Raw genomic sequence first — 25846 nt, 5'->3', positions numbered from 1 at the left:
CCGAGATGTCTCGATGTCGAGACAGATGCTACACGCGGTCGGGGCCTCCGGCGGCGTCGACGTCCCCGGTGCCGCCGTCGGCGACCTGCCCGAACACGGAGCGGACGAGCAGCCACGTCACCCAGAGCATCGCCGCGTAGAGCGGTACCCCGGTCACGAGCTTGATGCCGGCCAGGAGCTCCACCTGCGCGGCGAGGTAGAGCGGGACCTCGATCGCGAGCCGCACCGCGAACAGCCCCGCCCAGAGCCAGGTCGCCACGGTGAGCACACGGCGCTTGCCGGGGTCGCTGCGCCAGTGGTCGCCCTCCGGCAGCAGGAGCCCCACGACGATCCCGATGAGCGGCCGTCGGGCCACGAGGGTGGCGAGCAACACGGCCAGGGACACCGCGTTCACGACGATGCCCGGCACGAAGTTGCTCTCGGCGCGCCCGGTGAACAGCGACAGGCCGGCGGAGATCGCGACGCCGAGGATCCCGGAGAGCGCGGTGACGAGCGGCTGACGCTGCACGAGCCGCAGCCCGACGAACACGAGCCCGACGAGCACGGGGACCACGACACTCGGCACGAGCTGGTGCGTGACGGCGAACACGATCAGGAACGCGAACCCCGGGAGGATCGACTCGGCCAGTCCGCGCACCCCGCCGACCGCCGCGACGAGCGCCCGGCCCGATGGCGCCTCGCCCGGAGCGACCCGCGCGATGCCGGCCCGCGCGACCGCGTCACGCAGCTGCGCCGACAACGACAGCGCGTCGGCGTGGTCTGTGGCGTGGTCCTCGGGGAGCGGGGCGCTCGGGTCCGACGTCATCAGATCGTCGCGGTCGGCATCGTCTTCGGCATGTGGAGCGGGATGAGGTCGCGGGGCGGCATGGGACTCGTCCCGCGGACGACGACCACGCTCCGGAACAGGTCCTCGATCTCGGTCGCGGCCTCGGGGTCCTCCGCCGCCTTGCCGGCGATCACACCGCGGAGGAACCAGCGGGGCCCGTCGACCCCGACGAAGCGCGCGGTCCGCAGGCCGTCGGTGACGCCGTCCTCGCCGACCACCGGGACGTCCGCGCGGAGCTCCGGGCCGAGCGGCCCGTCCACCTCGGTCGCCACGCCACCCTGCCGGCCGATCTGCTCGGCGATCTGCGCGCGGATCTCGTGCCAGAGCCCCGTCGTCCGGGGCGCGGCGAACGGCTGCACCTGGAGCGTCGACTCCTCGAAGTCGAGACCGACCGCGACGACCCGCTGCGAGCCCTCCTCGACCTCGAGGCGGAGGTGGAGGCCCTCGCGCGGCAGGATCTTCACCCCGCCGAGGTCGACGTACGGACGCACGGGATTCGCCTCGGTCTCGTCGAGCGGCCCGTTCTCCTCGCGGTCTGCGGGAGCCGACTTCGCCGTCGGCTCGACCGTCACGACCTCGTCGAGCGCCTCGTCGGCCTCGTCCGCGATGTCCACCTCGGGCGTGGTCGAGGCGAGCTCGACCTCCTCGGCGGGCTCGGTGCCCTTCTTGCCCCTGCCGATCCTCATGCGCCGGCTCCTTCCTGGTCGTCCGTTCCGGGTCGCGTGCCGTCCGCCGCGCCCTCCGTCGTGGGGGCGGCCGCCACGCTCACGTCCACCGCCGTACCGTACCCGGACGACCCGAATCCGCCGTGTCCGCGGACGCTGTCCGGGAGCTCGTCGACGGCGACGAACCGCACGGCGGGCACGGGCATCACGACGAGCTGGGCGATGCGGTCCCCCACCGCCACCGAGTACGACTCGCGCTGGTCCGTGTTGAGCAGGGCGACCTTGAGCTCCCCGCGGTACCCGGCGTCGATCGTGCCGGGCGCGTTGACGATTGTGATCCCGTGCTTGGCGGCCAGACCGCTCCGCGGCACCACGAACCCGGCGTACCCGTCGGGCAGGGCGATCCGCACGCCGGTGCCGACGAGTCGACGCTCACCGGGGGCGAGCACCACCGCCTCGGTGGAGACGAGGTCGGCTCCGGCGTCTCCCGGATGGGCGAACCGAGGGGCGTCCGCCCCGGTCCATGGCACGTCGAGGGGCTCGGTCACGTGACGAGGGTAGTGCACACGGCGTGGTCGAATAGGGGGGTGACCGTGTACCGCGAACGACTCTGGGCTCCCCCGACCCTCTACCTCGCGACCGCGCTGGTGATCCCCGCCAGCCTGCTCGTGTTCCTGCCCATCAACACCACCGTCGGCGTCGTCGTCGCGATCGGCATGGAGCTCGCGGTCCTCGTCATGCTCTGGCTGCTCGCACCGATCGTCGAGGTGACCGAGGACGAGTTCCGGGCCGGCCGCGCGCACCTGCCGCGGAGCGCGGTCGGCGCGGTGCAGGGGTACGACGGCAGCGCGGCGACCCGCGAGCGCGGGCCGACGTTGGACGCGCGCGCGTGGACGCTCTTCCGCGGCTACGTCCACGGGGTGGTCAAGGTCGAGGTCGCCGACGCGCAGGACCCGACCCCGTACTGGTTGGTGTCCGTGCGGCACCCCGACCAGGTCGTCGCGGCCCTCGGACGCTGACCCGTCGGGAGGACGACGAACGGCGCCGGTCGGGAGGACGACGAACGGCGCCGGATCCCGATCGGGATCCGGCGCCGTTCGACGTGCGGGATGTGGACTACGCCGAGGCGCACTCCATGCAGACCGCACCGAGCTTCGTCTCGTGGTCGAGCTGCGAGCGGTGCTTCACGAGGAAGCACTCGACGCAGGTGAACTCGTCCACCTGCGGCGGCAGCACCACGACGTCGAGGTCGACGTCGGAGAGGTCCTGTCCGGCGAGTTCGAAGCTGCCGGGGTTGTCGGCGTCGTCGACGTCCACGACACCCGACATCTTGTCGGGGACGCGCTCCTTCAGTGCCTCGATCGACTCGGAGTCGTCGTCGGTCTTCCGAGGGGCGTCGTAGTCGGTGGCCATGCCCATCCGTTCTCGTTGAGAGGGGTCGTCGCCGGGATCGGCGGCGACAGTTTGCATCAAGTACCGATGATTCGCAAACCGTGCGATCCGGTGCTCCAGCAGGCGGTGCAACCCGTCGGGCCGGCTGCGCATTCCCGCTTCCAGCCCGTCTTCACGCCATCGTCGGCACCGGCGTCAGCGGCCGGCCACGGACAGCAGGCCGACGACGTTTCCGCGCGGCACGCCCACGACGTCCCGGTCGCGGGGTCGGGCGGGTGGCACACTTCCGGACTGTACGCATGCACGGGAAGGCGGACAGATGCAAGACGTGAGAGTCATCGGTGTGGAACCGGGCGCGATCCTCCTCGCGACCGATTCCGGGAGCGAGTACCGGCTCGCGGTCACCCCCTCGCTGTCCGGCCAGGTCCGCCAGGCGAGCCCCGCCGAGGGCGAGCCGCACCGCCGGATCCCGCCCAAGGAGATCCAGGCGCGCATCCGCGCCGGACTGAGCAGCGAGCAGGTCGCCGAGCTCATGGGCGTCGCGGTCGAGGACGTCCGTCGGTTCGAGGGGCCGGTGATGGCCGAGCGGTCGTTCGTGCTCGACGCCGCCCGCCGCGTCTCCGTCACGGGCGAAGCGGGAGCACCCGAGGTATTCGGTGACGCCATCACCGCGCGGCTCGAGGCCGGCGACGCCACCGACGTCCGCTGGTCCAGCCGGAAGGACGTCGAGCACGGCTGGCAGGTGCAGGTCCACTACATCGCGGACGAGGTCGAGCACGACGCGCAGTGGCGCTTCGACCCGAAGACCTCGACGCTGACGCCCGACAACGGCGACGCGCACCGCCTGTCGCGCGAGGACGACGACGAGGGCCTCACCCCTCGGCTCCGCGCCGTCGATCCGGAGCCCGAGGACAGCGCGTCCACCCGGTTCGACTCCGGCGCGTTCCGGGTCGAGACCGACCAGCGTCCGGCACCGGACCGGGAGGCCGCCGACCGTCCGCCACTCCGCGCACCGCTGCCGCGCATCGGCGCGCCGGCCGTCGAGGAACGGGGCCCGGGGAACGAGACCGCCGACCTGCTCGAGGCGCTGCGGCGCCGGCGCGGTGAGCGCGAGGCCGCCACGTTCGGCGACCACTCGGACGACCGCCGCGGGGACGACCGGCAGCGCCGGTCGGTGACCGTCGTGGACATCCCGCTCGACACCCTCGCTCCCGGCGAGGTCGGCGACGCCGACGGGGTCGACGACCCGGTGGGCGACGGCGGCCGCCCGTCGTCCGCGCCCCGGGCGGACGAGTCCGGCTCCACCGCGGAGCAGCCCGACGGAGGCCGACCGGACCGGAAGAAGCGGAGCCGACGGGCGATGCCGAGCTGGGACGAGATCGTGTTCGGCACGCGGCCGGACGACGACCTGGCCTGATCCGGCACCCCGACCTCAGGTGGCGAACGCCCCCGCGAGGAGCAGCGGGACGTAGGTCTCGTCGTCCGACATCGATCCGTGCTGGCCGAGCATCCGCCGGGGGTGTTCGCCGGCCTCGCGGTCGTCGTTGAACGCCCACTGACCGCGAGCGGCGACCACGACGTCGCCGAGTCGCGCCCGGACCGGGTCGGTGACCGCCCCGAACCACCCGGCGGCGATCGCCTCGTCGCGGCTCGCCACCCACGCGCGCTTGCCGACGCGCTCCCGCCACGCCCGCACGGTGGCGTCGACGTCGGTCCCCGGCGCCAGGGTGAGCTGTCGGCAGCGCGGATCCCCCGCGAACCCGACGACCGGTTCGAGCAGGTCGGGAGCGATGGCGACGTTCGCCTCGTCGGGGACGTCGAGCACGCCGTGGTCCGCGGTGACGACGAGGCCGACATCGGCCGGGAGCGCCGCCGCGAGCCGGGCCAGTTCTGCGTCGAGGGCCTCGAGCGCACTCGTCCACCGGTCCGACTGCCAGCCGCGCTTGTGGGCGATCGAGTCGAGCTCCGGCACGTACAGGTAGACGAGCGTGGCCGGCCCGTCGGCGACCGCCTCGAGCGCGGCGTCCACCCGGGCGGGGATGGTGTCGGCGTCGACGTAGTCCGCGCCCGCCAGGACGTTCGCGGTGAACCCCGACGTCCGGTATCGCGCCGGCCCGACCGACCGCACCACGAGCCCGTCGGCCACGGCCCGCTCGAACAGCGTCGGGACGAGCAGCCACCCCGCGGGGACCTCGGTGTCCCAGCCGCTGAGCAGGTTGACCACGCGGCCCGAGCCCGGGTCGAACCCGCTGTACCCGACGACGCCGTGCGTCCCGGGCGTCGCACCCGTGCTGAGCGTCGTCAGCGCGGCGGCGGTCGTCGTGGGGAACCCGCTCCGCAGGCGGCGCTTCTCGGCGGCGAGGAACCGCGCGTGACCGGCGCGCGCCCGCACGGCGTTCGCACCGAGTCCGTCGACGAGCACGACGATCGCGGACCGGGCGGGACGGAGCCGGATCCGGGCCTCCCGACCGAGCCCCGCGAGCGCTGGTCCAGGGTGGCCGAGTGCGGTCAGGCAGGCCGGCACCACGTCGGCGAGGTTCGCGGTGTCCTGCGTCGCCGTCGGTACCATCGGAGTCATCCGGCCCAGTCAACCAGACAGCGCCGCGACAGAGAGGGCCCATGGCACGCACGGACGCAGTCGGCCTCCCCGACGGTGAGCGCATCGAGGACGTCGACGTCTCCGAGGAGATGCAGGGCTCGTTCCTCGAGTACGCGTACTCGGTCATCTACTCCCGCGCGCTGCCCGACGCCCGTGACGGCCTGAAGCCCGTCCAACGCCGGATCCTGTACCAGATGTCGGAGATGGGCCTCCGCCCGGACCGCGGACACGTCAAGTGCGCGCGCGTGACCGGCGAGGTCATGGGCAAGCTGCACCCGCACGGCGACGGCGCGATCTACGACGCCCTCGTGCGGATGGCACAGGACTTCACGATGCGCGTCCCGCTCGTCGACGGCCACGGCAACTTCGGCTCGCTCGACGACGGACCCGCCGCCGCCCGCTACACCGAGGCACGACTCGCCGAGCCGTCGATGGCGATGACCGACGGCCTCGGTGAGGACGTCGTCGACTTCGTCCCGAACTACGACAACCAGCTCATGCAGCCCGAGGTGCTGCCCGCGGCGTTCCCGAACCTGCTCGTGAACGGCGCGTCCGGGATCGCGGTCGGCATGGCCACGAACATGGCGCCGCACAACCTCGGCGAGGTCGTCGAGGCCGCGAAGCACCTGCTCCGTCACCCCGACGCGACCCTCGACGAGCTCATGGAGTTCGTGCCCGGCCCCGACCTGCCGTCGGGCGGCACGATCGTCGGCCTCGCCGGGGTCCGGGACGCCTACGCCACCGGCCGCGGCTCCTTCCGCACCCGCGCCAAGGTGAGCGTCGAGAGCATCACCCCACGCAAGACCGGGCTCGTCGTCACCGAGCTGCCGTACCTCGTCGGTCCCGAGCGGGTGATCGAGAAGATCAAGGACGGCGTCCAGTCCAAGAAGCTCTCGGGGATCTCGGACGTCACCGACCTGACCGACCGGAACCACGGACTCCGGCTCGTCATCGGGATCAAGACCGGGTTCAACCCGTCCGCCGTGCTCGAGCAGCTGTACAAGCACACCCCGCTCGAGGACGGCTTCGGCATCAACAACGTCGCCCTCGTCGACGGCACCCCGCAGACGCTCGGGCTCAAGGAGCTCCTCGAGGTCTACGTCGCACACCGCCTCGACGTCGTGACCCGCCGGTCCCGCTACCGCCTCGCGCGGCGTCGCGAGCGTCTCCACCTCATCGAGGGCCTGCTCATCGCGATCCTCGACATCGACGAGGTCATCGAGGTCATCCGGACCTCGGACGACTCCGAGGCCGCACGCACGCGGCTCCAAGAGGTCTTCGACCTGTCCGAGGTGCAGGCCGAGTACATCCTCGAGCTGCGCCTGCGGCGCCTCACCAAGTTCTCGCGCCTCGAGCTCGAGCGGGAACGCGACGAGCTGCTCACCGACATCGCCGCCCTGGAGGAACTGCTCGGCTCCGACGCCCGGCTCCGGACCCAGGTGGCCACGGAACTCACCGAGGTCGCGGACCGCTTCGCGACCCCGCGCCGCACCCTGCTCACCGAAGCCGACGCGCCCGTGCGCGGCGGACGCAAGGCCGCCGTCGAGCTCGAGATCGTGGACGCACCGTGCCGCGTGCTCCTGTCCACCACCGGACGGCTCGTGCGCGTCGACCAGACCGAGGGCTCCGACCGCGTCGCGCGCACCCCGGCGCGATCGAAGCACGACGCCGTGCGGTCCACCGTCGCCACCACGGTGCGGTCCTCCGTCGGCGCACTCACGGACCGTGGCCGCGTCGTGCGGTTCTCGCCCGTCGACGTCCCCGCCGTCCCGCCGGCCTCGGTCCGCCTGGACGCCGGCGTGCGTGTCCGCGACTACCTGGGCCTGCCGTCGGGTGAGACCGTCGTCGCGCTCCTCGACCCCGAGTCACCGAACGCGCTCGCGATCGGCACACGGCAGGGCGTCGTCAAGCGCGTCGTGCCGAACGCGTGGCCGGACAAGCCCGACGTCGTGGCGATCGCCCTCAAGGACGGCGACGCCGTGGTCGGCGCCACACAGGGACCCGAACAGGACGACGTCGTGTTCGTGACCTCGAACGCGCAGCTCCTGCGGTTCCCCGCCGCCGTGGTCCGCCCGCAGGGGCTCCCCGCGGGCGGCGTCGCCGGCGTCCAGCTCGCCGCGGGTGCCACGGTCATCGCCTTCACGACCGTCGACCCAGCGGCCGACGTCGTCGTCGCGACCGTGCCCACGTCGTCCGCGACGCTCGCCGGCACGGACCCCGGCCGCGCCAAGGTCTCCGCTCTGTCCGAGTTCCCCGCCAAGGGGCGCGGCACCATGGGGGTCCGGGCGCACGCGTTCCTCAAGGGCGAGGACGGCCTCGCCGTCGCGTGGGCCGGCGTCGCTCCCCCGCACGCGCTCGGTCCGGACGGCGCGGCCCGGACACTGCCCGACTGGTTGTCCAAGCGCGACGGGTCCGGGTCACCGCTCGAGGCCGTCGTGACCACGATCGGTGCGAGCCCCGCCGTCCCCATCGGGGCGGAGTCCGACCCCGCGTAGCGGGCCCGGAAGGCGACCCCGCGGAGCGGCCGGAAGGCGACCCCGCGGGGCGGCCGGGGCCTGGGCCGGTCAGGCGTCGATGCGGTCCCGGTCGAGCCCCTGGCCGGCCAGGATGAACTCCTTGCGTGGCGCCACGTCGTTGCCCATGAGCAGCTCGAACACCCGAGCGGCGTTCTCGGCGTCCGAGACGTTGACGCGCCGGAGGGTCCGGTGCGCCCGGTCCATCGTGGTCTCGGCGAGCTGGTCGGCGTCCATCTCGCCGAGGCCCTTGTAGCGCTGGATCGGCTCCTGGTACTTCTTGCCCGACTTCTCGAGCTTCCGGAGCACGCCCTGCAGCTCCTGCTCCGAGTACGTGTACAGCGTGTCGTTCGGCTTGCCCCGGTTCACCACCACGACGCGGTGCAACGGCGGGACGGCGGCGAACACCCGGCCGGCCTCGATCATCGGGCGCATGTACCGGAAGAACAGCGTCAGCAGCAGCGTGCGGATGTGCGCACCATCGACATCGGCGTCGCTCATGACGATGACCTTGCCGTAACGGGCCTGGTCGAGCTCGAACGAGCGTCCGGATCCGGCTCCGACCACCTGGATGATCGACGCGCACTCGGCGTTCGAGAGCATGTCGCTCACCGAGGCCTTCTGCACGTTGAGGATCTTGCCGCGGATCGGAAGCAGCGCCTGGTACTCGCTGTTCCGGGCGAGCTTGGCGGTGCCGAGCGCGGAGTCGCCCTCGACGATGAAGAGTTCGCTCGCGGCGACGTCGTTCGACCGGCAGTCAGCGAGCTTCGTGGGCAGGGACGAGCTCTCGAGCGCGTTCTTGCGGCGCTGGGTCTCCTTGTGCGCGCGAGCGGAGATCCGGGACTTCATCTCCGAGACGACCTTCTCGAGCAGCGCCTGCGACTGTGCCTTCTCGGTCCGCTGCGTCGACGTCAGGATCTCGGTCATCCGGGCGGCCACGACGTTCGCGACGATCTGCCGGACCGCCGGCGTGCCGAGGATCTCCTTCGTCTGCCCCTCGAACTGTGGCTCGGGCAGCCGCACCGTCAGCACCGCGGTGAGTCCGGCGAGCACGTCGTCCTTGTCGAGCTTGTCCTGCCCCACCTTGAGCCTGCGGGCGTTCGCGTCCACCTGCGCGCGGATCGCCTTCATCAGACCGTTCTCGAAGCCCGTCTGGTGCGTCCCGCCCTTCGGCGTCGCGATGATGTTGACGAAGCTCCGGGTCACGGTCTCGTAGCCGCTCCCCCAGCGCAGCGCGACGTCGACCTCGCAGGTGCGCTCGACCTCGGTCGCGACCATCGCCCCGGCGTCGTTGAGCACCGGCACGGTCTCGGTGAAGGTACCGGTCCCCGTGACGCGCCACGTGTCGGTCACGGCCGTGTCCGGAGCGAGGTGTTCGGCGAACTCGCTGATGCCACCGTCGAACCGGAACCGCTCGACGACCGGTCCCTCGAGCCGCTCGGCGCCCTGCCCCTCGGCGAGCCGGGACGCCGCGGCGATCGCGTGCGGGCGTTCGTCGGTGATGGTGATGCCGAGACCCGGCACGAGGAACGCCGTCTGCCGCGCCCGGTTCGTCAGGTCGCCGAGCTGGAACACCGCGTCGGCGGTGAAGATCTGCCGGTCGGCCCAGTACCGGACGCGCGTGCCGGTGACGCCGCGCTTCACCTTGCCGATCAATCGGAGCTCGCTGCCCGAGGTGAACGGGGTGAACGGTGCGTCCGGGCCGATGCCCGCAGCGTCGTCGAACACGCCGGGCTCACCGCGGTGGAACGACATCGCGTACGTCTTGCCGCCGCGGTCGACCTCGACGTCGAGGCGTTCCGACAGTGCGTTCACGACGGATGCGCCGACCCCGTGCAGACCGCCGGACGCGGCGTACGAGCCGGACCCGAACTTGCCGCCCGCGTGGAGCTTGGTGAACACGACCTCGACGCCCGTCAGCCCCGTCTTCGGCTCGACGTCGACGGGCACGCCACGCGCGACGTCCCCGACCTCGACGCTGCCGTCCGCGTGCAGCCGCACCGTGATCTCGTCGCCGTGGCCCGCGAGGGCCTCGTCGACGGAGTTGTCGATGATCTCCCACAGGCAGTGCATGAGCCCTCGTGAGTCCGTCGAACCGATGTACATCCCGGGACGCTTGCGGACCGCCTCGAGCCCTTCGAGCACGGAGAGATGGCGGGCGTTGTAGTCGGAACTCACCTGCCGAGGCTACCCGCGACCGGTGACGCTCCTGGCGCACCACCCCGGACGTGAGCGCACGACGCTCGGCCGACCCGCGCCTCCCGGCGGTGTCCGCGACGCGCAGGTGACCGTCGACGGAATCCGCGGTCAGCGAAACAGCGCGACCACAATGCGGGGATCCCAGGGAGCGCGTGCTGAAATGGACGCACCAACCCCGGCACCGCCTCCGATCAACGAGGAGCACACCATGTCCCAGACCGTGCAGGACCTCTCCATCGACGACCTCGGCAGCAACCAGCTCACGGCGGCCGACCGCTGCGACAGCTGCGGCGCGCAGGCCTACATCCGAGCCACGATGGCGAGCGGCGAGCTCCTCTTCTGCGCCCACCACGGTGCCGAGTTCAAGGACAAGCTCGCCGCGACCGCCCTCGAGTGGCACGACGAGACCAGCCGTCTCTACGAGAGCAAGTAGCGCCCGGCCCCGCCACGGCGATCGCCGCGGTCGGTCCGACGAACAGAGGCCGGATCCCCATCGGGGATCCGGCCTCTCGCGTACCCGGCCTGTGTGCCGCTCGCGACCGCGTCAGGCGATGCGCTTGAACGCCTTGTCGACGTAGCGCGTGATCACCGCGCGGGCCTCGCGAGCGTAGCGGTCCACGGCGGCGGTGCGGGCCGGATCCGGCGCGTATTCGCGACCCAGACGACCGGTGGCGGCGGCCAACACCGCATCGGTCAGGTGCGGGTTCAGTGGCAGGAGCGGCCCCTGGGTGTGGGTGCCGAACGCCGCGGCGGTCGCCGAGCCCTCGGTGCCGGTGCCGTCCTGGTTGCCGCCGCCCGACACGACGTCCGCGAACACCGCCGTGGGATCGATGTTCTCGATGCGGGTCGCGTGGTCCTCGAACCCCGCCACGCGTTGGTCTCCGCCGGGCAGGGTCGCACGCACGTCGAGCAGGAAGTAGTTGACCCGGCGCTCGGCGCCCCGCACGGCGCGGGCGTCGAACACCCCGAGGCCGGTCACCGGCGTCCCCTCGGTGGGGACGACCTCGCGGGTCGCCAGGTCGTAGCCGCCACCGACCGCCACGAGCGGCACGCCGGCGGCGACGGCGTCCTGGAGGAACGGTGCGAGCCGGGCGGGGTCCCCGCCGAGCGAGCGCATCGCGCTGAGCGGGCCGTTGCCGACCACGACGACGTCGGCGTCCGTCGGGAGGCTGTCCCCGACGTCGTGGCGCACGACCTCGGTCGGGATCCCGGCGGCGTCCGCGCGGGCGACGAGGGCGGTCACGTTCCCCCGGTCGCCCGAGACGCCCATCTGCCGCGGGTAGAGGTGCAGGATCGTGAGGCAATCGGCCGTCATGCCGTCCTCTCCAGGTCGGGATGACCGAGGGCCTTGCGGGCCAGCATCATGATCTCGTAGTTGACGATGAAGTGCTTCGTACCGGACGTCGTCGCTCCGAGTCCGGACATCAGTCGGATCGCGGCCTCGACATCAGGCTCCACACGGCCGATCCGCACCCCGGCGAACTCGAGGGCGAGGGCGATCTGCCACGCTTTGTCACCCGACACGACGTCCACGTGGTCGAGATGCGAGAAGTCGATGTCGTAGATCCAGGAGATGTCCGGCGTGCCCTCGTCGATCGCCATGAGCACCTGCTCGGGCGGCGTCGACAGGGCGTCGAGGTTGAGCTGCAGGCTCGCGGCGTTCTTGAACATGGTGAACTCGGCGTGCTCTCCCGCGATCGGGATGCGCTCACCACGCCCGTAGGCCGGCTTCATCGCGGTGAAGGCCCGGGTCACCGCTTCCGCGCGGAACTGCTCGCCGAGGGCGGCCGAAGCGGTCGCGGTGGCAGCAGCGGCGTCCACCGCGTAGTGCAGCCCCCGGGCCGGCAGCCGCACCGGGATGTCGGCCCCACCGAAGCGGACCACCGCTGCGTCCCCGGTGGACTCGACGACCTCGGCGTCCGCGGCGGTCGTGCCCGACGCGTCCCGGGCGAAGTCGTCCGCGTTCTGCAATCCGTTCGGGGCCGCAGCGACGACCTCGGGCGCGGCGCCGAAGCGCAGGACCCGCTGGCCGGCCCGGCCCTCGTAGGCGTCGAGGAACTGGTCGTCGTGGTTCGTGATGACGTTCCGCGACGACGTCGCCGCGGTGTCGAGCATCATCGTCGCGACGCGCTCCGTCTCGAAGAACCGGTACAGCTGGTCCACCTGCACGTTGAGCATCGTGACCGTCGACGGCGAGAGGATGCCGGACAGCTCCACGGCGAAGGCCTCGTCGACCTCGAGGATGCCGATGTCCGCCTTGAGGCGTCCCGTCAGCCCGACCTCCGAGAGGAGCGCCGACGCGATGCCCTGCGGCAGGTTCGCCCCGGACGGGTTCGTGAACACGCGGAGCCCGTGCGCCCGCATGATCTCGGAGATCATGTGGGTCGTCGTCGACTTGCCGTTCGAACCCAGGACGAACACGATCCCGTTCGGGAACTGCCGCGACACGTGCCGGAGGAAGTCGGGAACGAGCTTGAGGAGGATGTAGCCGGGGTAGGCGGACCCCCCGCCGCGCGCACGAGCGAGGGCGCGGAGGATCCGCCCGATGAGGATCGGGACGACGAAACGCACGCGGGGCCTACTCGAGGTAGTCGCGCAGGGACTGCGACCGCGACGGGTGGCGCAGCTTCGCCATCGTCTTCGACTCGATCTGGCGGATGCGCTCGCGGGTGACGCCGAACGTGTCGCCGATCTGGTCGAGGGTCTTCGGCATGCCGTCGCCGAGCCCGAAGCGCATGCGGATGACGCCCGCCTCGCGCTCGGACAGCGAGTCGAGCAGGCTCTCGAGCTGCTTCTGCAGCATCGTGAAGCCCACTGCGTCCGCCGGGACGACGGCCTCGGTGTCCTCGATGAGGTCACCGAACTCGCTGTCGCCGTCCTCGCCGAGCGGGGTGTGCAGCGAGATCGGCTCGCGGCCGTACTTCTGGACCTCGACGACCTTCTCGGGCGTCATGTCGAGTTCACGCGCGAGCTCCTCGGGCGTGGGCTCACGTCCGAGGTCCTGCAACATCTGCCGCTGGACGCGGGCGAGCTTGTTGATGACCTCGACCATGTGGACCGGGATGCGGATGGTCCGCGCCTGGTCCGCCATGGCGCGGGTGATCGCCTGCCGGATCCACCAGGTCGCGTAGGTCGAGAACTTGAAGCCCTTCGTGTAGTCGAACTTCTCGACGGCACGGATGAGGCCGAGGTTGCCCTCTTGGATGAGGTCGAGGAACTGCATGCCGCGACCCGTGTAGCGCTTGGCGAGGCTCACCACGAGGCGGAGGTTCGCACCGAGCAGGTGGGACTTCGCGCGCTGACCGTCGCGGGCGACCCACTTGAGCTCACGCTCCTCTTGCTTGGACAGCCCCGTCGCGTGCTGGAGCTTGTCCTCGGCGAACAGGCCGGCCTCGATCCGCATCGCGAGCTCGACCTCCTCGGCCGCGTTCAGGAGCGGGACCTTGCCGATCTGCTTCAGGTAGTCCTTGACCGGGTCCGCCGTGGCGCCCGTGATCGTGGTCGAGTAGACCGGGACCTCGTCGTCGTCGGCCTGCGAGATGACGAGCGCGCCCGCCGGAGGGGCCGCCTCGGGCGCGGGGGTCGCCGTGTCCTCGGACTCGGTCTCCTCGCCGTCCTCGGTGTCGCTGTCCTCGGAGTCGGCCGCGACCTCGGTGTCGTCGGCCTCGACGTCGACGGCGTCCTCCGGCGCGTCCTCGACGGTGTCCGGCTCGTCGTCGGCGGGGGCGGCCGCCTTGCCGCGCGCGGTCTTGGCGGTCGTCTTCTTCGGCGCGGCCTTCTTGGCGGGGGCGCGCTTCTTCGGCGCGGCGGGTGCCGCGTTCTCATCGGTCGCGGTCTCCACCGTCTCGGCGTCGGCCGTGGCCTTCGTCGCATCGATCGTCGTGCTCCGGGCAGCCATGCGATCACCTCTCTCGTCGTGTCACGTCCTGGGTCGTGACGGCCCCTCGCTGTCCTGCCCCCGCCGTCGGCGGACCGACGTCAGGACCCTGCGTTCCGGGCAGCATGAGGACCCATGTCAAGTCCTCGTGCCCCGATCACCACGAGCCGGAGCTCGCCGCTGATCGGCGTACCAGGACCCGAACGGGTCCGTACGCCATTATTGCACGTCCCGCCGCCGCCCGACGCGTGTCGTCCGCTCGAGGTCGATCGAACGCACGATGCGTGGTCGGGTGGGATGCGATGTCAGGGTCTGGTCGGCCCGTCCGTCGTACGGCCGGCGCGCATACGCCGCACCAGAGCAACCCAGAGGGGGCCGACGCGTATTCCGTCCTCGGCGTGGATCCGTGCTCGCGTGCGGTGCCGCGCGACGAGGAGCATCACCACGCCGAACCCCACCACGACGTACTGCACGAGCAGGGCGACCCGGAAGGACGACCACGCGAAGACCGCCGCGCCCGTGTGGTCGTGGACCGCGTCGAGCACGACGCCGATGCAGTACATCATGACGAAGGCAGCCAGGAACCCGCCGACGTTGACGACGCCGTTCGCCGAACCGAGCGACCCGACGGGGTTGAAGGTCCGCGCGAAGTCGAAGCCGATGAGGGACCCGGGGCCGCCCACGCCGAGGACCACCACGAGCACGACGACGAGCCACGTCGGCGGAGCGCCGGGCCAGAGCAGCACGGCCGTCCACGCGGCGAAGATGACGCCCACGATCGTCAGCACCAGGTTCGACCGCCGGAACGGGAAGCGTGCGCAGAGCACCCCGAGGACCGGGCCGACCACGAACCCGACGAGCACGATTACCGTGAGGAACGCCGCCGCCACGGTCGCGGAGTACCCGAGCCCGCGCTCGAGCATCGGCACGCCCCACAACAGGCTGAACACGGTCCCAGACGACTGCGTGACGTAGTGCGACCAGAAGCCGAGCTGGGTCCCGGGACGCCGCAGCGCCTGCCCGAACGTCGAGAACGCGCCGCGCCGCGAGCCGGGCAACGGGATGGCGTCCGTCCGCACCGCGATCGGACCGTTGCGGACGAACGCGGCGACCAGCACGAACCCGGCGAGGCTCACCGCGGCCGCGACGCCGTACGCGGCGCTCCACCCGGAGGCGTGGAGCAGGACCGCGAACGGGAACGCCGAAGCGATCTGCCCGAGCTGCCCCAGGTTGCCGGTCCACTGCGAGATCTGCGGGAGGATCGGCCCGGTGAACCACATCGGCAACAGCCGGATCACCGAGATGAAGGTCATGGCGTCGCCGGCGCCGACGAGCACCCGACCGCCGATCGCGGGACCGATCGTCGGTGACATCGCGACCACCGCCTGACCGACCGCGAGCAACGCCGCGCCGGCGGCGACGAGCCGACGTGGCCCGACCCGGTCGAGCAGGATCCCGACCGGGATCTGGAGGCCCGCGTACACCGCGATCTGCACGACCGCCAGCGTCGAGAGCACGGCCGCGGACACGGCGAACCGCTCCTGCGCCTGGACGCCCGACACACCGAGCGACGACCGCTGCAGCACGGCCAGCACGTAGGCGAGCACGGCGACGGACCAGACGGTCCACGAGCGGCGGGAGTTCATCCTCGCCAGCGTATCCAGCGGCCGCCCTCTGGACCGTGCGGCTCCGGCTGCCGACGTCGTGCGGCTCAGTCGAGCGTGGCGTCGCCCGCGACCCCGTCGGGGCCGTCCGGGCGGCGGTCCGCCAGGAAGCGCTCGAGCTCGGCCGCGATCGCGTCCGCCGTCGGGACCTCACCGTCGGCACCGGTGAGCGGCGACGACACCGGGTTGCCCTCGACGTACGTGTCGTGCCGCTCCTCGAGTGCCTGCACGAGGTGCTCGAGCTCGCCGTTGCCCGCGACCTGCTCGTCGACGCGGTTGTGGAAGTCGCGCCCGAGTTCGCGGAGGCGGTCCGTCGGGAAGATCAGGCCGGTCGCCGCCGCGATGCCGGAGAGCGCGGCGACGGCGGCGTCGGGGTACTCGGTGTCGGACAGGTAGTGCGGGACGAGCAGCACGAGACCGGTGACCTGGCGGTCGAGTTCGCTCATGCGGTGCTCGACGAGGTGCAGCACGTTCGCCGGTGCCTGGGTCTGCGGCTTCCAGATGCTCATCGACTCGACGAGGTCCGCGCGTGTCCCGCTCACCGTGATCCCGATCGGACGGGTGTGCGGGACGGGCATGGGGATGGACTGGATCCACGTCGTGTCGGTGACGGCCAGGTCCTCGGCGAGGTCGACCACCGCGCGGACGAACCGGTTCCACTGGAAGTCCGGCTCGTACCCGGAGAGGAAGAGGAACGGGCGACCGAGTTCGTCGTGCACGAGGTGCAGCGTCAGACGGGACGGCGTGACCTCGGCGATGTGGTCGCGGTCGAACGTGATCACCGGGCGGCGCGCCCGGTAGTCGAGCAGGATGTCCGGATCGAACTCCGCGACGAGCACCGCCCCCGGACCGGCGAGCAGCGTCTCGGTCACCTGACCGACCGCCGTGCCGGCGTCGGCGAACCCCGTCAGGCCCGCGACCAGGTGCAGACCGGGCGGGACGTCCGCCGCTGCCGCGGTCAGCGTGTACAGGTCTTCGGGGTTCATCCCGACCATGCTAGGCGGGGCCGTCGGACACCCCCGACCGCCGCTGCACGCCCAGAGCGAACAGCTCCGACGGTCCGGCACGAGCGCGTCAGTAGGGTTGGCGCTATGGTCCGCCCCACGCTCGACACCACCTCCGACCGCCCCGACAGCGTCGACGCCGACGTCCTCGTGCTCGGGGTCCGCCCGGGCTCCGACGGCTCGCCCGCCGTCGTCGCCCCCACCGCCGACGGCACCGTCGTCGACCTCGGGATCGACCTCGCGGCGCTCGGCGTCCGCGGCACGAAGGACCAGCTGGTCCGGCTGCCGGCGCCCGGCCTCGCCGCGCGCAGCGTGGCGCTCATCGGCCTGGGGAGCCGGGTCGACGCGGCGTCGATCCGTGCGGCTGCCGGCAGCGCCGTCCGACAGCTGCACGACGTCGTCTCGATCGCGCTGGGCCTCCCGACCGATCACGAGGACCTGGTGGACGCAGCGCTCGAGGGCGCGGCCCTCGGGACCTACACGTTCACCCGGCACCGCGGCACCGGCACCACCGGACCGGTCCGCGGCGACCAACGGATCACGGTGCTCGCGGCCGCCCCGGCCGAGGCCACGGTCCGACCGGCGATCGTCGCCGACGCGGTGGCGCTCGTCCGTGACCTCGTCAACACCGCTGCCGCCGACATGGCGCCCGAGGACGTCGCCGAGGCCGCCCTGGACGCAGCGCGCGGTCTCCCCCTCGACGTCGAGGTGCTCGACGTCGCCGCGCTCGAGGAGCAGGGCTACGGCGGGATCCTCGGGGTCGGCCGCGGCTCCGTCCGGCCGCCCCGGCTCGTGGTCGTGCGGTACGCGCCCGACGGAGCGTCGAAGCACCTCGCGCTCGTGGGCAAGGGCATCACCTTCGACTCCGGGGGTCTCTCGCTGAAGCCCGCCGCGAGCATGAACGGCATGAAGGACGACATGACCGGCGCCGCCACCGTGCTCGCCGCCACGGTCGCCGCCGCCCGCCTGGGGCTCCACGTCCGCGTCACGGCGTGGCTGTGCCTGGCCGAGAACATGCCGTCGGGGTCCGCCACGCGCCCCGGCGACGTCCTGACGCTCAAGAACGGCAAGACCGTCGAGGTGACGAACACCGACGCCGAGGGGCGCCTCGTCCTCGGGGACGGCCTCGCCGCGGCGTCGCTCGAGGTCCCGGACGCGATCGTCGACGTCGCGACACTCACGGGTGCGCAGGTCGTCGCCCTCGGTGACCGCACGTCCGGGCTGATGGGATCGGACGACCTCGTCGACCGCGTCCGTGCGGTGGCCGAATCCGTCTCCGAGCTCGTCTGGCCGATGCCCCTGCCCGACGAGCTGGACGCGCGGCTCGCGAGCGAGGTCGCCGACATGGTGAACGCCACGCCGGGGCAGCCGGCCGCCGGGATGCTGCTCGCGGGCCGGTTCCTCGAGCGGTTCGTCGGCACCCGCCCGGACGGCAGCACGATCCCGTGGGCCCACCTCGACATCGCCGGGCCCGCCGAGAACAAGGGTGGCGGGTACGGCTGGCTCGGCAAGGGTCCGACCGGCGTCATGGTCCGGACACTCGTCGCCCTCGCAGAACAGCTGCAGTCCGAGGAGTAGGGTCGTTCCGGCGGATGTGCTTGTCATCCGCCGACTGCTCACACACGGCACGGGACCCGAACCAGGGCACCGACCGCCGGGCGCCGCCGCGGCGCGGCGTTCCACGAGGGCCCGATCGGCCCTCTCGCACGAGGGAGTTGCACCAGGTGACGGAAGAGACTTACGACGTCGTGGTCCTCGGTGGCGGCAGCGGCGGGTACGCCGCGGCGCTCCGGGCCGCGGAGCTCGGGATGAGCGTCGCGCTCGTCGAGAAGGACAAGCTCGGCGGGACCTGCCTGCACCGCGGATGCATCCCGACCAAGGCACTGCTCCACGCGGCCGAGATCGCCGACGGCGCCCGTGACGCCGAGCGTTTCGGCGTCAGGGCCCAGCTGCACGGCATCGACGTCCCGAAGGTGATCGAGTACCGCGAAGGTGTCATCACCTCGAAGTACAAGGGCCTGCAGGGGCTGATCAAGGCGCGCGGCATCACCGTGGTCGAGGGCTCCGGTCGACTCACCTCCCCCACCACCGTGCAGGTCGGTGAACGCACCGTGACCGGCAAGAACGTCGTGCTCGCGACCGGTTCCTACTCGCGCAGCCTGCCCGGTCTCGAGATCGGCGGGCGGGTCATCACCTCCGAGACCGCCCTGCAGATGGACTACGTGCCGAACAAGGTGGCCATCCTCGGCGGCGGTGTCATCGGAGTCGAGTTCGCCAGCGTCTGGAAGTCCTTCGGCGCCGACGTCACCATCATCGAGGCGCTGCCGCACCTGGTCCCGAACGAGGACGAGGCGATGTCGAAGCAGCTCGAGCGGGCGTTCCGCAAGCGCGGCATCGGGTTCTCGCTCGGCGTCCGGTTCCAGGGCGTCGAGCAGCACGAGAACGGCGTCGTCGTGACGCTCGAGAACGGCTCCACCGTCGAGGCCGACCTGCTGCTCGTCGCCGTCGGCCGCGGTCCCGTCACGGCCGGGCTCGGCTACGAGGAAACCGGCATCCGGATGGACCGTGGGTACGTGCTCACGGACGACCGGCTCCGCACGAGCGTCCCCGGCGTGTTCGCCGTCGGCGACATCGTCCCCGGCCTGCAGCTCGCGCACCGCGGGTTCCAGCAGGGCATCTTCGTCGCCGAGGAGATCGCGGGGTTGAGTCCCGTCATCATCGAGGACAAGAACATCCCGAAGGTCACCTACTGCGACCCCGAGGTCGCCTCGGTCGGGCTGTCCCAGGCGAAGGCGGAGCAGGAGTACGGCGCCGACAAGATCGACGCGTACGACTACAACCTCGCAGGGAACGGCCGCAGCCACATCATCGGCACGTCCGGCTCGATCAAGGTCGTGCGCGTGGTCGACGGTCCGGTCGTCGGCGTGCACATGATCGGTGCGCGCGTCGGCGAACTCATCGGTGAGGCCCAGCTCGCGGTGAACTGGGAAGCCCACCCCGAGGACGTCGCCCCGCTGGTCCACGCACACCCGACCCAGAACGAGGCGCTCGGCGAGGCGTTCCTGCACCTCGCGGGCAAGCCCCTCCACGCACTGTGACGCTCCGCCGGACCCGGTCGAGCACCACCGCACCACCACACCACCACGCCTTCGAAGAGGAGTCCACCTGATGAGCGAATCCGTCAACCTCCCGGCGCTCGGGGAGAGCGTCACCGAGGGCACGGTGACCCGATGGCTGAAGAACGTGGGCGACCGCGTCGAGGTCGACGAGCCGCTGCTCGAGGTCTCGACCGACAAGGTCGACACGGAGATCCCGTCACCGGTCGCGGGTGTGGTCGAGGAGATCCTCGTCGGCGAGGACGAGACCGTCGAGGTGGGGACGCCGCTGGTCCGCATCGGTGACGGTTCCGACCAGGGCGCGTCCGGCGATGCCCCCGCGCAGGATGCCGCGCCCGTCGAGTCGAACGAGCCGGTCGCGCCCGAGAACGAGCAGGCCGCCGACCAGGAGGCCCCGTTCGCCGCCCCGACGGACGAGCAGGACCACGAGGTTCCCGCACCCGTCCCGGCACCGCCGGCGCCGCCCGCCGTCCAGCCGATGCCGGCCGCGCAGGCCGCTCCCGCCGCTCCGCCGGCCGCCGTGCCCGCGCCGCCCGCCGCCGTGCCCGCGCCGCCGGCGCCGGTCCCCGCTCCTCCGGCCGCCGTGCCGTCAGCCCCCGCTGCGGCGCCGCAGTCCCCGGCGACGTCGGCCACGGTCCCGAACCCGACCACGTCAGGCACCTCCGGATACGTCACCCCGCTCGTCCGCAAGCTCGCGAACGAGAAGGGCGTCGACCTCGCCACCGTGACCGGCTCCGGTGTCGGCGGGCGTGTCCGCAAGGAGGACGTCCTCGCGGCCGCCGAGGCCGCTGCCGCAGCGGCGGCCTCTACCGCGTCGACCACGGCTCCGGCTGCGAGCGGGACACCGTTCGTCGCCGAGGTGTCGCCGCTCCGCGGCACCCGCGAGAAGATGACGCGCCTGCGCAAGGTCGTCGCCGAGCGGGCCGTGCAGTCGATGCAGTCCACCGCCCAGCTCACGAGCGTGGTGGAGGTCGACGTGACGAACGTCGCCCGCTTCCGTGACGCGCACAAGGCCGAGTTCCAGCAGAAGACCGGCTCGAAGCTCAGCTTCATGCCGTTCTTCGCCCTGGCCGCCGCCGAAGCCCTCAAGGCCCACCCGAAGCTCAACGCCACGGTGGAGGGCGACGAGATCGTGTACCCGGAGACCGAGAACCTCTCGATCGCGGTGGACACCGAGCGCGGGCTGCTGACCCCGGTCATCCGGGACGCGGCGGAGCTGAGCCTCGCGGAACTGGCCGGCAGCATCGCGGACCTGGCCGCGCGGACGCGCAACAACCAGCTCAAGCCCGACGAGCTCTCCGGAGGCACGTTCACGCTCACGAACACCGGTTCGCGTGGTGCGCTGTTCGACACCCCGGTCGTGTTCCTGCCCCAGTCGGCGATCCTCGGCACGGGCATCGTCGTCAAGAAGCCGGCGGTGATCACCGTCGACGGTCAGGACGCGATCGCCATCCGATCGACCGTGTTCCTCGCGCTGTCGTACGACCACCGGATCATCGACGGTGCCGACGCCGCGCGGTACCTCGTCGCGGTGAAGAACCGGCTCGAGGCGGGCGACTTCACGGCGCACCTCGGGTACTGACGCGATCACGGCGGCCCCGGTCCTCGCACGAGGACCGGGGCCGCTGTCGTGCCCGCACCGGGCGACACCGGCATCGCGGTCGCCGCGCGCGGCCCGCCCGTGAGCACGAGCCCGGTGACGAGCCCGACCACGCCCAAGAGGCCGCCGATCACCACCCGGAGCGGGAGCCGCCGACCCCCGGGTACCGGCAGACCGGCCGACAACGCGCCGACGATCGTGCCCACGCGGCTCGGGAGCGGCGCGGACGCGCCGTCGCCGTGGCCCGCGCCGGCACGCACCGCTCCCCCTGCGCCCCACCGCGTCGCTCCCCCATGCACCGCAGCCGGCGAGGCCCTGTCGGTGGCGACCGTGCCCGGGAACGTCGCGTCGTGAGGCCATCGGACCGGGCGAGGCACCGCCGCGGCGACCATCGCCGCGGGCACGCGATCGGTCCAGCCGTCGACGTCGGCGCGCGCCTCGTCGAGTGCGCGCAACACGCGGTCGACTTCGGGCAGACGCGGGTCCGCCCGCTCCCACACGACGCGGCACGCCACGAGCAGGCCGTCCACACCGGCAGGCGCGCGGTGGCGACGTCCCGCCGCCGAGGAACGCATCATGGCGCTCTCCGTGCCGGAACCGGGCGGGTGTGGCGGACCCCCGGATGCGCCGGGGGGCGGCTCGGCGACGACGACCGCCCCCGAGCGGTCCACGAGCACGTCGGACGGACGCACCGGGCCGAACGGCAGGAGGCCCGGGGTGCTGCCCGACACGGCGGCGCGCACGGCGAGGCGGACGAGCGGCAGCCCGAGCGTCACCGCGACACCGACCGTGAGTCCGCCGAGCACGTCGAGCGCGATGGGCAGCGGGAGACCCTCCACCTGACGGACGAACGCCATCGGGAGGCCGTCCGGACCGGCAGCCAGCGCGGAGACGCAGACGAGGTGGCGGTCCTCGTCAACACCTCTCGCTGCCACCCATCCGAGGAAGCCAGCAGCCGCGTCCACGTCGACGCACGGGATCCAGGAGCCGGGCCACCCCTGGTCGTCCACCACGACCGCCTCGGCGACGTCGGTACCCCCGTCCGCTTCGGTACCGTGGCCCCGTCCACGGTCGACGCGCGGGGTACGCCGGTCGGGTCTCCGGGTGATCCGGACCTGCGGTGGCGCGATCCGCCCGTTCCGTCGCCCGTCCCTTCCTCGCAACCATCCGTCCATGCCCGGTAGCATCGCGGTCCCCACGCCGCCACGGCCCGCCACGGAATCCACCAGGGGAACGATCGGGCGGCCGGGCACATGTGGACGACGGCTCCCGCGCCCTCCACACGGACCAGGACGGTTCGTTCGCCCACAGCGCCGACCTCGGGATCACCGGTGTCCGGGCAGGCCGTATCCTGGACGCATGGCACGCACCACGACCCCGGAGCCGACGGCGAAGGAGCCCGGACGTCTCAAGCAGATGTTCCAGGTCTTCCAGATGACGCGGCGCGCCGACCCGACGTCGCTCGGGTGGTTCATCCTCGCGTTCGGCGTTCCCGTGCTCGCGGGCGTCCTGCTGGCGTTCCTGCTGCCGAACCAGACCGTCTTCGCCCAGATCCTCTGGATCGTCGCGGGCGTGCTGCTCGGCGTCCTGTTGTTCCTCATCGTGCTCGGGCGTCTCGCCGAGCGGGCGGCGTACTCGCAGATCGACGGCCAGCCCGGCGCGGTCGGCGCCGTCCTGTCGAACTCCCTCCGCCGCAACTGGCGGTCGAGCGAGATGCCCGTCGCCGTGCATGCCCGGTCGCAGGCCGCGGTCTACCGCGCCGTCGGGACTCCCGGCGTGGTCCTCATCACCGAGGGACGGACGGCGACGCTCTCCCGCCTGGTCGAGGAGGAGCGACGCAAGGTGCACCGCATCGTGCCGAACGTCGCGCTCCACGTGATCGCCGTGGGCGACGGCGAGGACGCTGTCACGCTGCACCGGCTGCCACGGCGGATGAACCGTCTGAAGCGTTCGCTCAACCGCAACGAGGTCGTCGCCGTCGCGAACCGGCTCGACTCGCTGACCCAGAACCCCGCGTCCGCGATCCCGAAGGGCATGGACCCGACGCGCATGCGTGCCGGGCGACCTCGCTGAGCACCCCGGATCACGACGAAGGCCCCGCTCGACTGCGGGGCCTTCGTCGTCTGCGCCCTCCGCTCGCGGGGCGAATCGTCGGCGCCCTCCGCTCCCGGGGCGAAACGTCGGCCCACTCCGCTCGCGGGGGCGGAACTCGCGTGTCCGCCTCGTCCCCTGACGGCGCGCTCGGCTATCGGCGGACGAGCACGGTGCCCGGGATCCGGTCGTGCAACCCACGCTGATCCCGGTCGAAGATGAACGCGGGGATCACGATGCACAGCAGGACCGTGCGGACCACCGGCCGAACCACGCCGATGTACCCGGGTCGAACAGGTACGACCCGCAGCCCCACGCACAGGTGACCGAAGCTGCCGCTGAGCACGGCGATGAAGACGATCTGCAGCACGGCGAAGATCCCGAGGACCCACCAGCCCTCGGCGACGTCGCGGCCGGACGGGTAGACGTGGAGCGCCACGGCGACCAGGTCCGCCAGGACACCGTCGATCGCGAGGGCAGCGATCCGACGACCGAGCCGAGCGACGCTCCGGGACCCTTCAGCCGGGAGCCCGAGGTCCTTCCCGGGCCAGGTGTCCGACGAGGCGGCGGGGGCTGAGTAGGTCGGACCGGGCATACCACCCAGGGTACTGGGCCGACCGCCACGTAACATGCCGGAAACAATGCAGTCACGTCGGGGAAATGCCGGGTCAATAGCCTCGACGGAGGTAGCCTCCTGGCCCCCGCCATCACCAACCATTGGAGAACGACTCACATGTTCAGTGATTCCTCCGAGGTGCTCGCGTTCATCAAGGACACGGATGTCAAGTTCCTCGACATCCGCTTCACGGATCTGCCCGGTGTCCAGCAGCACTTCAACATCCCCGCCTCCACGGTCGACGAGGACTTCTTCGCCGTCGGGCAGCTCTTCGACGGTTCGTCGATCCGCGGGTTCGCCTCGATCCACGAGTCGGACATGCAGCTCATCCCCGACGTGACGACGGCCTACATCGACCCGTTCCGGGCCGAGCGGACGCTGATCATGGTCTTCGACATCTACAACCCGCGGAACGGCGAGATCTACGCCCGTGACCCGCGTCAGGTCGCCAAGAAGGCGGAGAAGTACCTCGCGTCCACGGGCATCGCGGACACCGCGTTCTTCGCCCCCGAGGCCGAGTTCTACATCTTCGACGACGTCCGCTACGAGGTGAAGCAGAACAGCAGCTTCTACGAGGTGGACAGCGAAGAGGGCGCCTGGAACAGCGGTCGTCGCGAAGAGGGCGGGAACCTCGCGAACAAGACCGCGTACAAGGGCGGGTACTTCCCGGTGTCGCCGGTCGACAAGACCGCCGACCTGCGTGACGACATCTCGCTCAAGCTCATCGACTCGGGCCTCGTGCTCGAGCGCGCCCACCACGAGGTCGGCACGGGCGGGCAGCAGGAGATCAACTACCGCTTCGACACGATGGTGCACGCGGCCGACGACATCCTGAAGTTCAAGTACATCGTCAAGAACACCGCGGAGCAGTGGAACAAGGTCGCGACCTTCATGCCGAAGCCGCTGTTCGGCGACAACGGCTCGGGCATGCACACACACCAGTCGCTGTGGAGCGACGGCTCGCCGCTGTTCTACGACGAGAACGGCTACGGGGGTCTGTCGGACATCGCCCGCTGGTACATCGGCGGCCTGCTCAAGCACGCCCCGGCGGTCCTGGCCTTCACGAACCCGACGATCAACTCGTACCACCGGCTCATCCCGGGCTTCGAGGCCCCCGTCAACCTCGTGTACTCGGCGGGCAACCGGTCGGCGTCCATCCGCATCCCGATCACGGGCACGAACCCGAAGGCGAAGCGCATCGAGTTCCGTGCACCGGATGCCTCGGGGAACCCCTACCTCGCGTTCGCCGCGCAGATGATGGCCGGGCTCGACGGCATCCAGAACCGCATCGAGCCGCACGAGCCGGTCGACAAGGACCTCTACGAGCTCCCGCCCGAGGAAGCCAAGGACATCCCGCAGGTGCCGTCGTCGCTCCAGGAGGCCCTCGCCGCGCTCGAGGCCGACCACGAGTTCCTCACGAAGGGCAACGTCTTCACCGAGGACCTCATCCGCACCTGGATCGACTACAAGTACGAGAAGGAGATCCTCCCGTACGCGCAGCGCCCGCACCCGTTCGAGTACGAGATGTACTTCGGCGTCTGAGTCGCAGCCGCTCGCGAGAGGCCCGCACCCGGCAGGGTGCGGGCCTCTCGTCGTCTCGTCACCGCGGAGGACGGCCGGGAGGCACGGATTGGGAGGCACGGGCCGGGCCGCCCGCGAGCGTCACCGCAGCGCGCGACGCGGG

The 25846-nt window shown here is 71.7% G+C and carries 22 protein-coding genes; 9 read left to right on the top strand and 13 right to left on the bottom strand.

All coding sequences use genetic code 11. The features are described 5' to 3' along the window. Positions 1-28: 28 nt before the first annotated feature. From DEI93_RS07350 to dut, 3 genes are read right to left on the bottom strand one after another with little or no spacing between them, the layout of a single operon-like run. Positions 29-805 carry a DUF3159 domain-containing protein gene (locus DEI93_RS07350; protein ID WP_111008806.1) on the bottom strand — a complete coding sequence of 259 codons (777 nt, stop codon included), beginning with the start codon at positions 803-805 and terminating at the stop codon, positions 29-31. Next, positions 805-1512 (bottom strand): DUF3710 domain-containing protein, encoded by a 708-nt coding sequence (locus tag DEI93_RS07345; protein ID WP_111008805.1) that lies wholly within the window; start codon positions 1510-1512, stop codon positions 805-807. The genes DEI93_RS07350 and DEI93_RS07345 overlap by 1 nt, the downstream gene beginning before the upstream one ends. Continuing rightward, positions 1509-2039: a dUTP diphosphatase gene (gene dut, locus DEI93_RS07340; RefSeq protein ID WP_111008804.1), complete on the bottom strand. Its 531-nt coding sequence runs from the start codon at positions 2037-2039 to the stop codon at positions 1509-1511. The genes DEI93_RS07345 and dut overlap by 4 nt, the downstream gene beginning before the upstream one ends. A 39-nt stretch (positions 2040-2078) precedes the next feature. Between dut and DEI93_RS07335 the strand changes: the two genes are divergently transcribed. After that, positions 2079-2510: a DUF3093 domain-containing protein gene (locus DEI93_RS07335; RefSeq protein ID WP_111008803.1), complete on the top strand. Its 432-nt coding sequence runs from the start codon at positions 2079-2081 to the stop codon at positions 2508-2510. 97 nt (positions 2511-2607) lie between these two features. Here DEI93_RS07335 and DEI93_RS07330 read toward each other — a convergent pair whose 3' ends face one another. Continuing rightward, positions 2608-2904 carry a DUF4193 domain-containing protein gene (locus DEI93_RS07330; RefSeq protein ID WP_111119191.1) on the bottom strand — a complete coding sequence of 99 codons (297 nt, stop codon included), beginning with the start codon at positions 2902-2904 and terminating at the stop codon, positions 2608-2610. Between the two features lie 298 nt (positions 2905-3202). Between DEI93_RS07330 and sepH the strand changes: the two genes are divergently transcribed. Next, positions 3203-4300 carry a septation protein SepH gene (gene sepH, locus DEI93_RS07325; RefSeq protein WP_111012500.1) on the top strand — a complete coding sequence of 366 codons (1098 nt, stop codon included), beginning with the start codon at positions 3203-3205 and terminating at the stop codon, positions 4298-4300. Between the two features lie 15 nt (positions 4301-4315). Here the strand turns inward: sepH and DEI93_RS07320 are convergent, their stop codons facing one another. Continuing rightward, positions 4316-5461, bottom strand: a complete 1146-nt coding sequence (locus tag DEI93_RS07320; protein ID WP_220037451.1) for an alkaline phosphatase family protein — start codon at positions 5459-5461, stop codon at positions 4316-4318. A 41-nt stretch (positions 5462-5502) separates the two neighbouring features. On the opposite strand from DEI93_RS07320, the gene DEI93_RS07315 reads away from it, so the two are divergent. Beyond that, complete coding sequence (locus DEI93_RS07315; RefSeq protein ID WP_111119082.1) at positions 5503-7977, top strand: DNA gyrase/topoisomerase IV subunit A; 2475 nt, start codon at positions 5503-5505, stop codon at positions 7975-7977. 69 nt (positions 7978-8046) lie between these two features. Here DEI93_RS07315 and DEI93_RS07310 read toward each other — a convergent pair whose 3' ends face one another. Continuing rightward, a complete protein-coding gene (locus tag DEI93_RS07310) occupies positions 8047-10173 on the bottom strand; it encodes a DNA gyrase/topoisomerase IV subunit B (RefSeq protein ID WP_111119083.1) in 2127 nt (708 codons plus the stop codon). Positions 10174-10402: 229 nt separating this feature from the next. On the opposite strand from DEI93_RS07310, the gene DEI93_RS07305 reads away from it, so the two are divergent. Continuing rightward, complete coding sequence (locus tag DEI93_RS07305) at positions 10403-10627, top strand: DUF7455 domain-containing protein (RefSeq protein WP_111008798.1); 225 nt, start codon at positions 10403-10405, stop codon at positions 10625-10627. 111 nt (positions 10628-10738) lie between these two features. On the opposite strand, the gene DEI93_RS07300 is transcribed toward DEI93_RS07305, so the two are convergent. From DEI93_RS07300 to DEI93_RS07280, 5 genes are all read right to left on the bottom strand, one after another. Beyond that, on the bottom strand, positions 10739-11509 hold the full coding sequence (locus DEI93_RS07300) for a type 1 glutamine amidotransferase (RefSeq protein WP_111119084.1): 771 nt from the start codon (positions 11507-11509) through the stop codon (positions 10739-10741). Further along, positions 11506-12765, bottom strand: a complete 1260-nt coding sequence (locus DEI93_RS07295) for a MurT ligase domain-containing protein (protein ID WP_111008796.1) — start codon at positions 12763-12765, stop codon at positions 11506-11508. Before DEI93_RS07295 ends, DEI93_RS07300 begins: the two co-directional genes overlap by 4 nt. Before the next feature lie 7 nt (positions 12766-12772). Then, positions 12773-14092, bottom strand: a complete 1320-nt coding sequence (locus DEI93_RS07290) for an RNA polymerase sigma factor (RefSeq protein WP_111008795.1) — start codon at positions 14090-14092, stop codon at positions 12773-12775. A gap of 284 nt (positions 14093-14376) precedes the next feature. Beyond that, the gene (locus DEI93_RS07285) at positions 14377-15717 is read right to left on the bottom strand and encodes an MFS transporter (RefSeq protein WP_111026026.1); all 1341 of its coding nucleotides are present in this window, start codon (positions 15715-15717) and stop codon (positions 14377-14379) included. Positions 15718-15782: 65 nt separating this feature from the next. After that, positions 15783-16721: a proteasome assembly chaperone family protein gene (locus tag DEI93_RS07280; protein WP_375334614.1), complete on the bottom strand. Its 939-nt coding sequence runs from the start codon at positions 16719-16721 to the stop codon at positions 15783-15785. A gap of 105 nt (positions 16722-16826) precedes the next feature. Between DEI93_RS07280 and DEI93_RS07275 the strand changes: the two genes are divergently transcribed. The 3 genes from DEI93_RS07275 to sucB all read left to right on the top strand — a co-directional run bounded on the left by DEI93_RS07275 (position 16827) and on the right by sucB (position 21437). Then, positions 16827-18317: a leucyl aminopeptidase gene (locus DEI93_RS07275; protein WP_111008792.1), complete on the top strand. Its 1491-nt coding sequence runs from the start codon at positions 16827-16829 to the stop codon at positions 18315-18317. A gap of 146 nt (positions 18318-18463) precedes the next feature. Further along, entirely contained in the window at positions 18464-19837 is a 1374-nt protein-coding gene (gene lpdA, locus DEI93_RS07270; RefSeq protein WP_111008791.1) for a dihydrolipoyl dehydrogenase, read from the top strand. A 70-nt stretch (positions 19838-19907) separates the two neighbouring features. Beyond that, entirely contained in the window at positions 19908-21437 is a 1530-nt protein-coding gene (gene sucB, locus DEI93_RS07265; protein WP_111119085.1) for a 2-oxoglutarate dehydrogenase, E2 component, dihydrolipoamide succinyltransferase, read from the top strand. 5 nt (positions 21438-21442) lie between these two features. Here the strand turns inward: sucB and DEI93_RS07260 are convergent, their stop codons facing one another. Then, on the bottom strand, positions 21443-22465 hold the full coding sequence (locus DEI93_RS07260; RefSeq protein ID WP_146244339.1) for a hypothetical protein: 1023 nt from the start codon (positions 22463-22465) through the stop codon (positions 21443-21445). A gap of 349 nt (positions 22466-22814) precedes the next feature. On the opposite strand from DEI93_RS07260, the gene DEI93_RS07255 reads away from it, so the two are divergent. Beyond that, positions 22815-23528 carry a DUF4191 domain-containing protein gene (locus tag DEI93_RS07255; RefSeq protein ID WP_111008788.1) on the top strand — a complete coding sequence of 238 codons (714 nt, stop codon included), beginning with the start codon at positions 22815-22817 and terminating at the stop codon, positions 23526-23528. A 172-nt stretch (positions 23529-23700) separates the two neighbouring features. Here the strand turns inward: DEI93_RS07255 and DEI93_RS07250 are convergent, their stop codons facing one another. Next, a complete protein-coding gene (locus DEI93_RS07250; protein ID WP_111008787.1) occupies positions 23701-24141 on the bottom strand; it encodes an RDD family protein in 441 nt (146 codons plus the stop codon). A 138-nt stretch (positions 24142-24279) separates the two neighbouring features. Here DEI93_RS07250 and glnA point away from each other — a divergent pair, with 138 nt between their 5' ends. Beyond that, complete coding sequence (gene glnA / locus DEI93_RS07245) at positions 24280-25704, top strand: type I glutamate--ammonia ligase (RefSeq protein WP_111119087.1); 1425 nt, start codon at positions 24280-24282, stop codon at positions 25702-25704. Positions 25705-25846: the final 142 nt, after the last annotated feature.

The organism is Curtobacterium sp. MCBD17_035 (genome assembly GCF_003234815.2).
Taxonomy (GTDB): Bacteria; Actinomycetota; Actinomycetes; order Actinomycetales; family Microbacteriaceae; genus Curtobacterium.
Note: the sequence above shows the minus strand (reverse complement) of the source record. Positions and strands in the feature narration are given on the sequence as shown.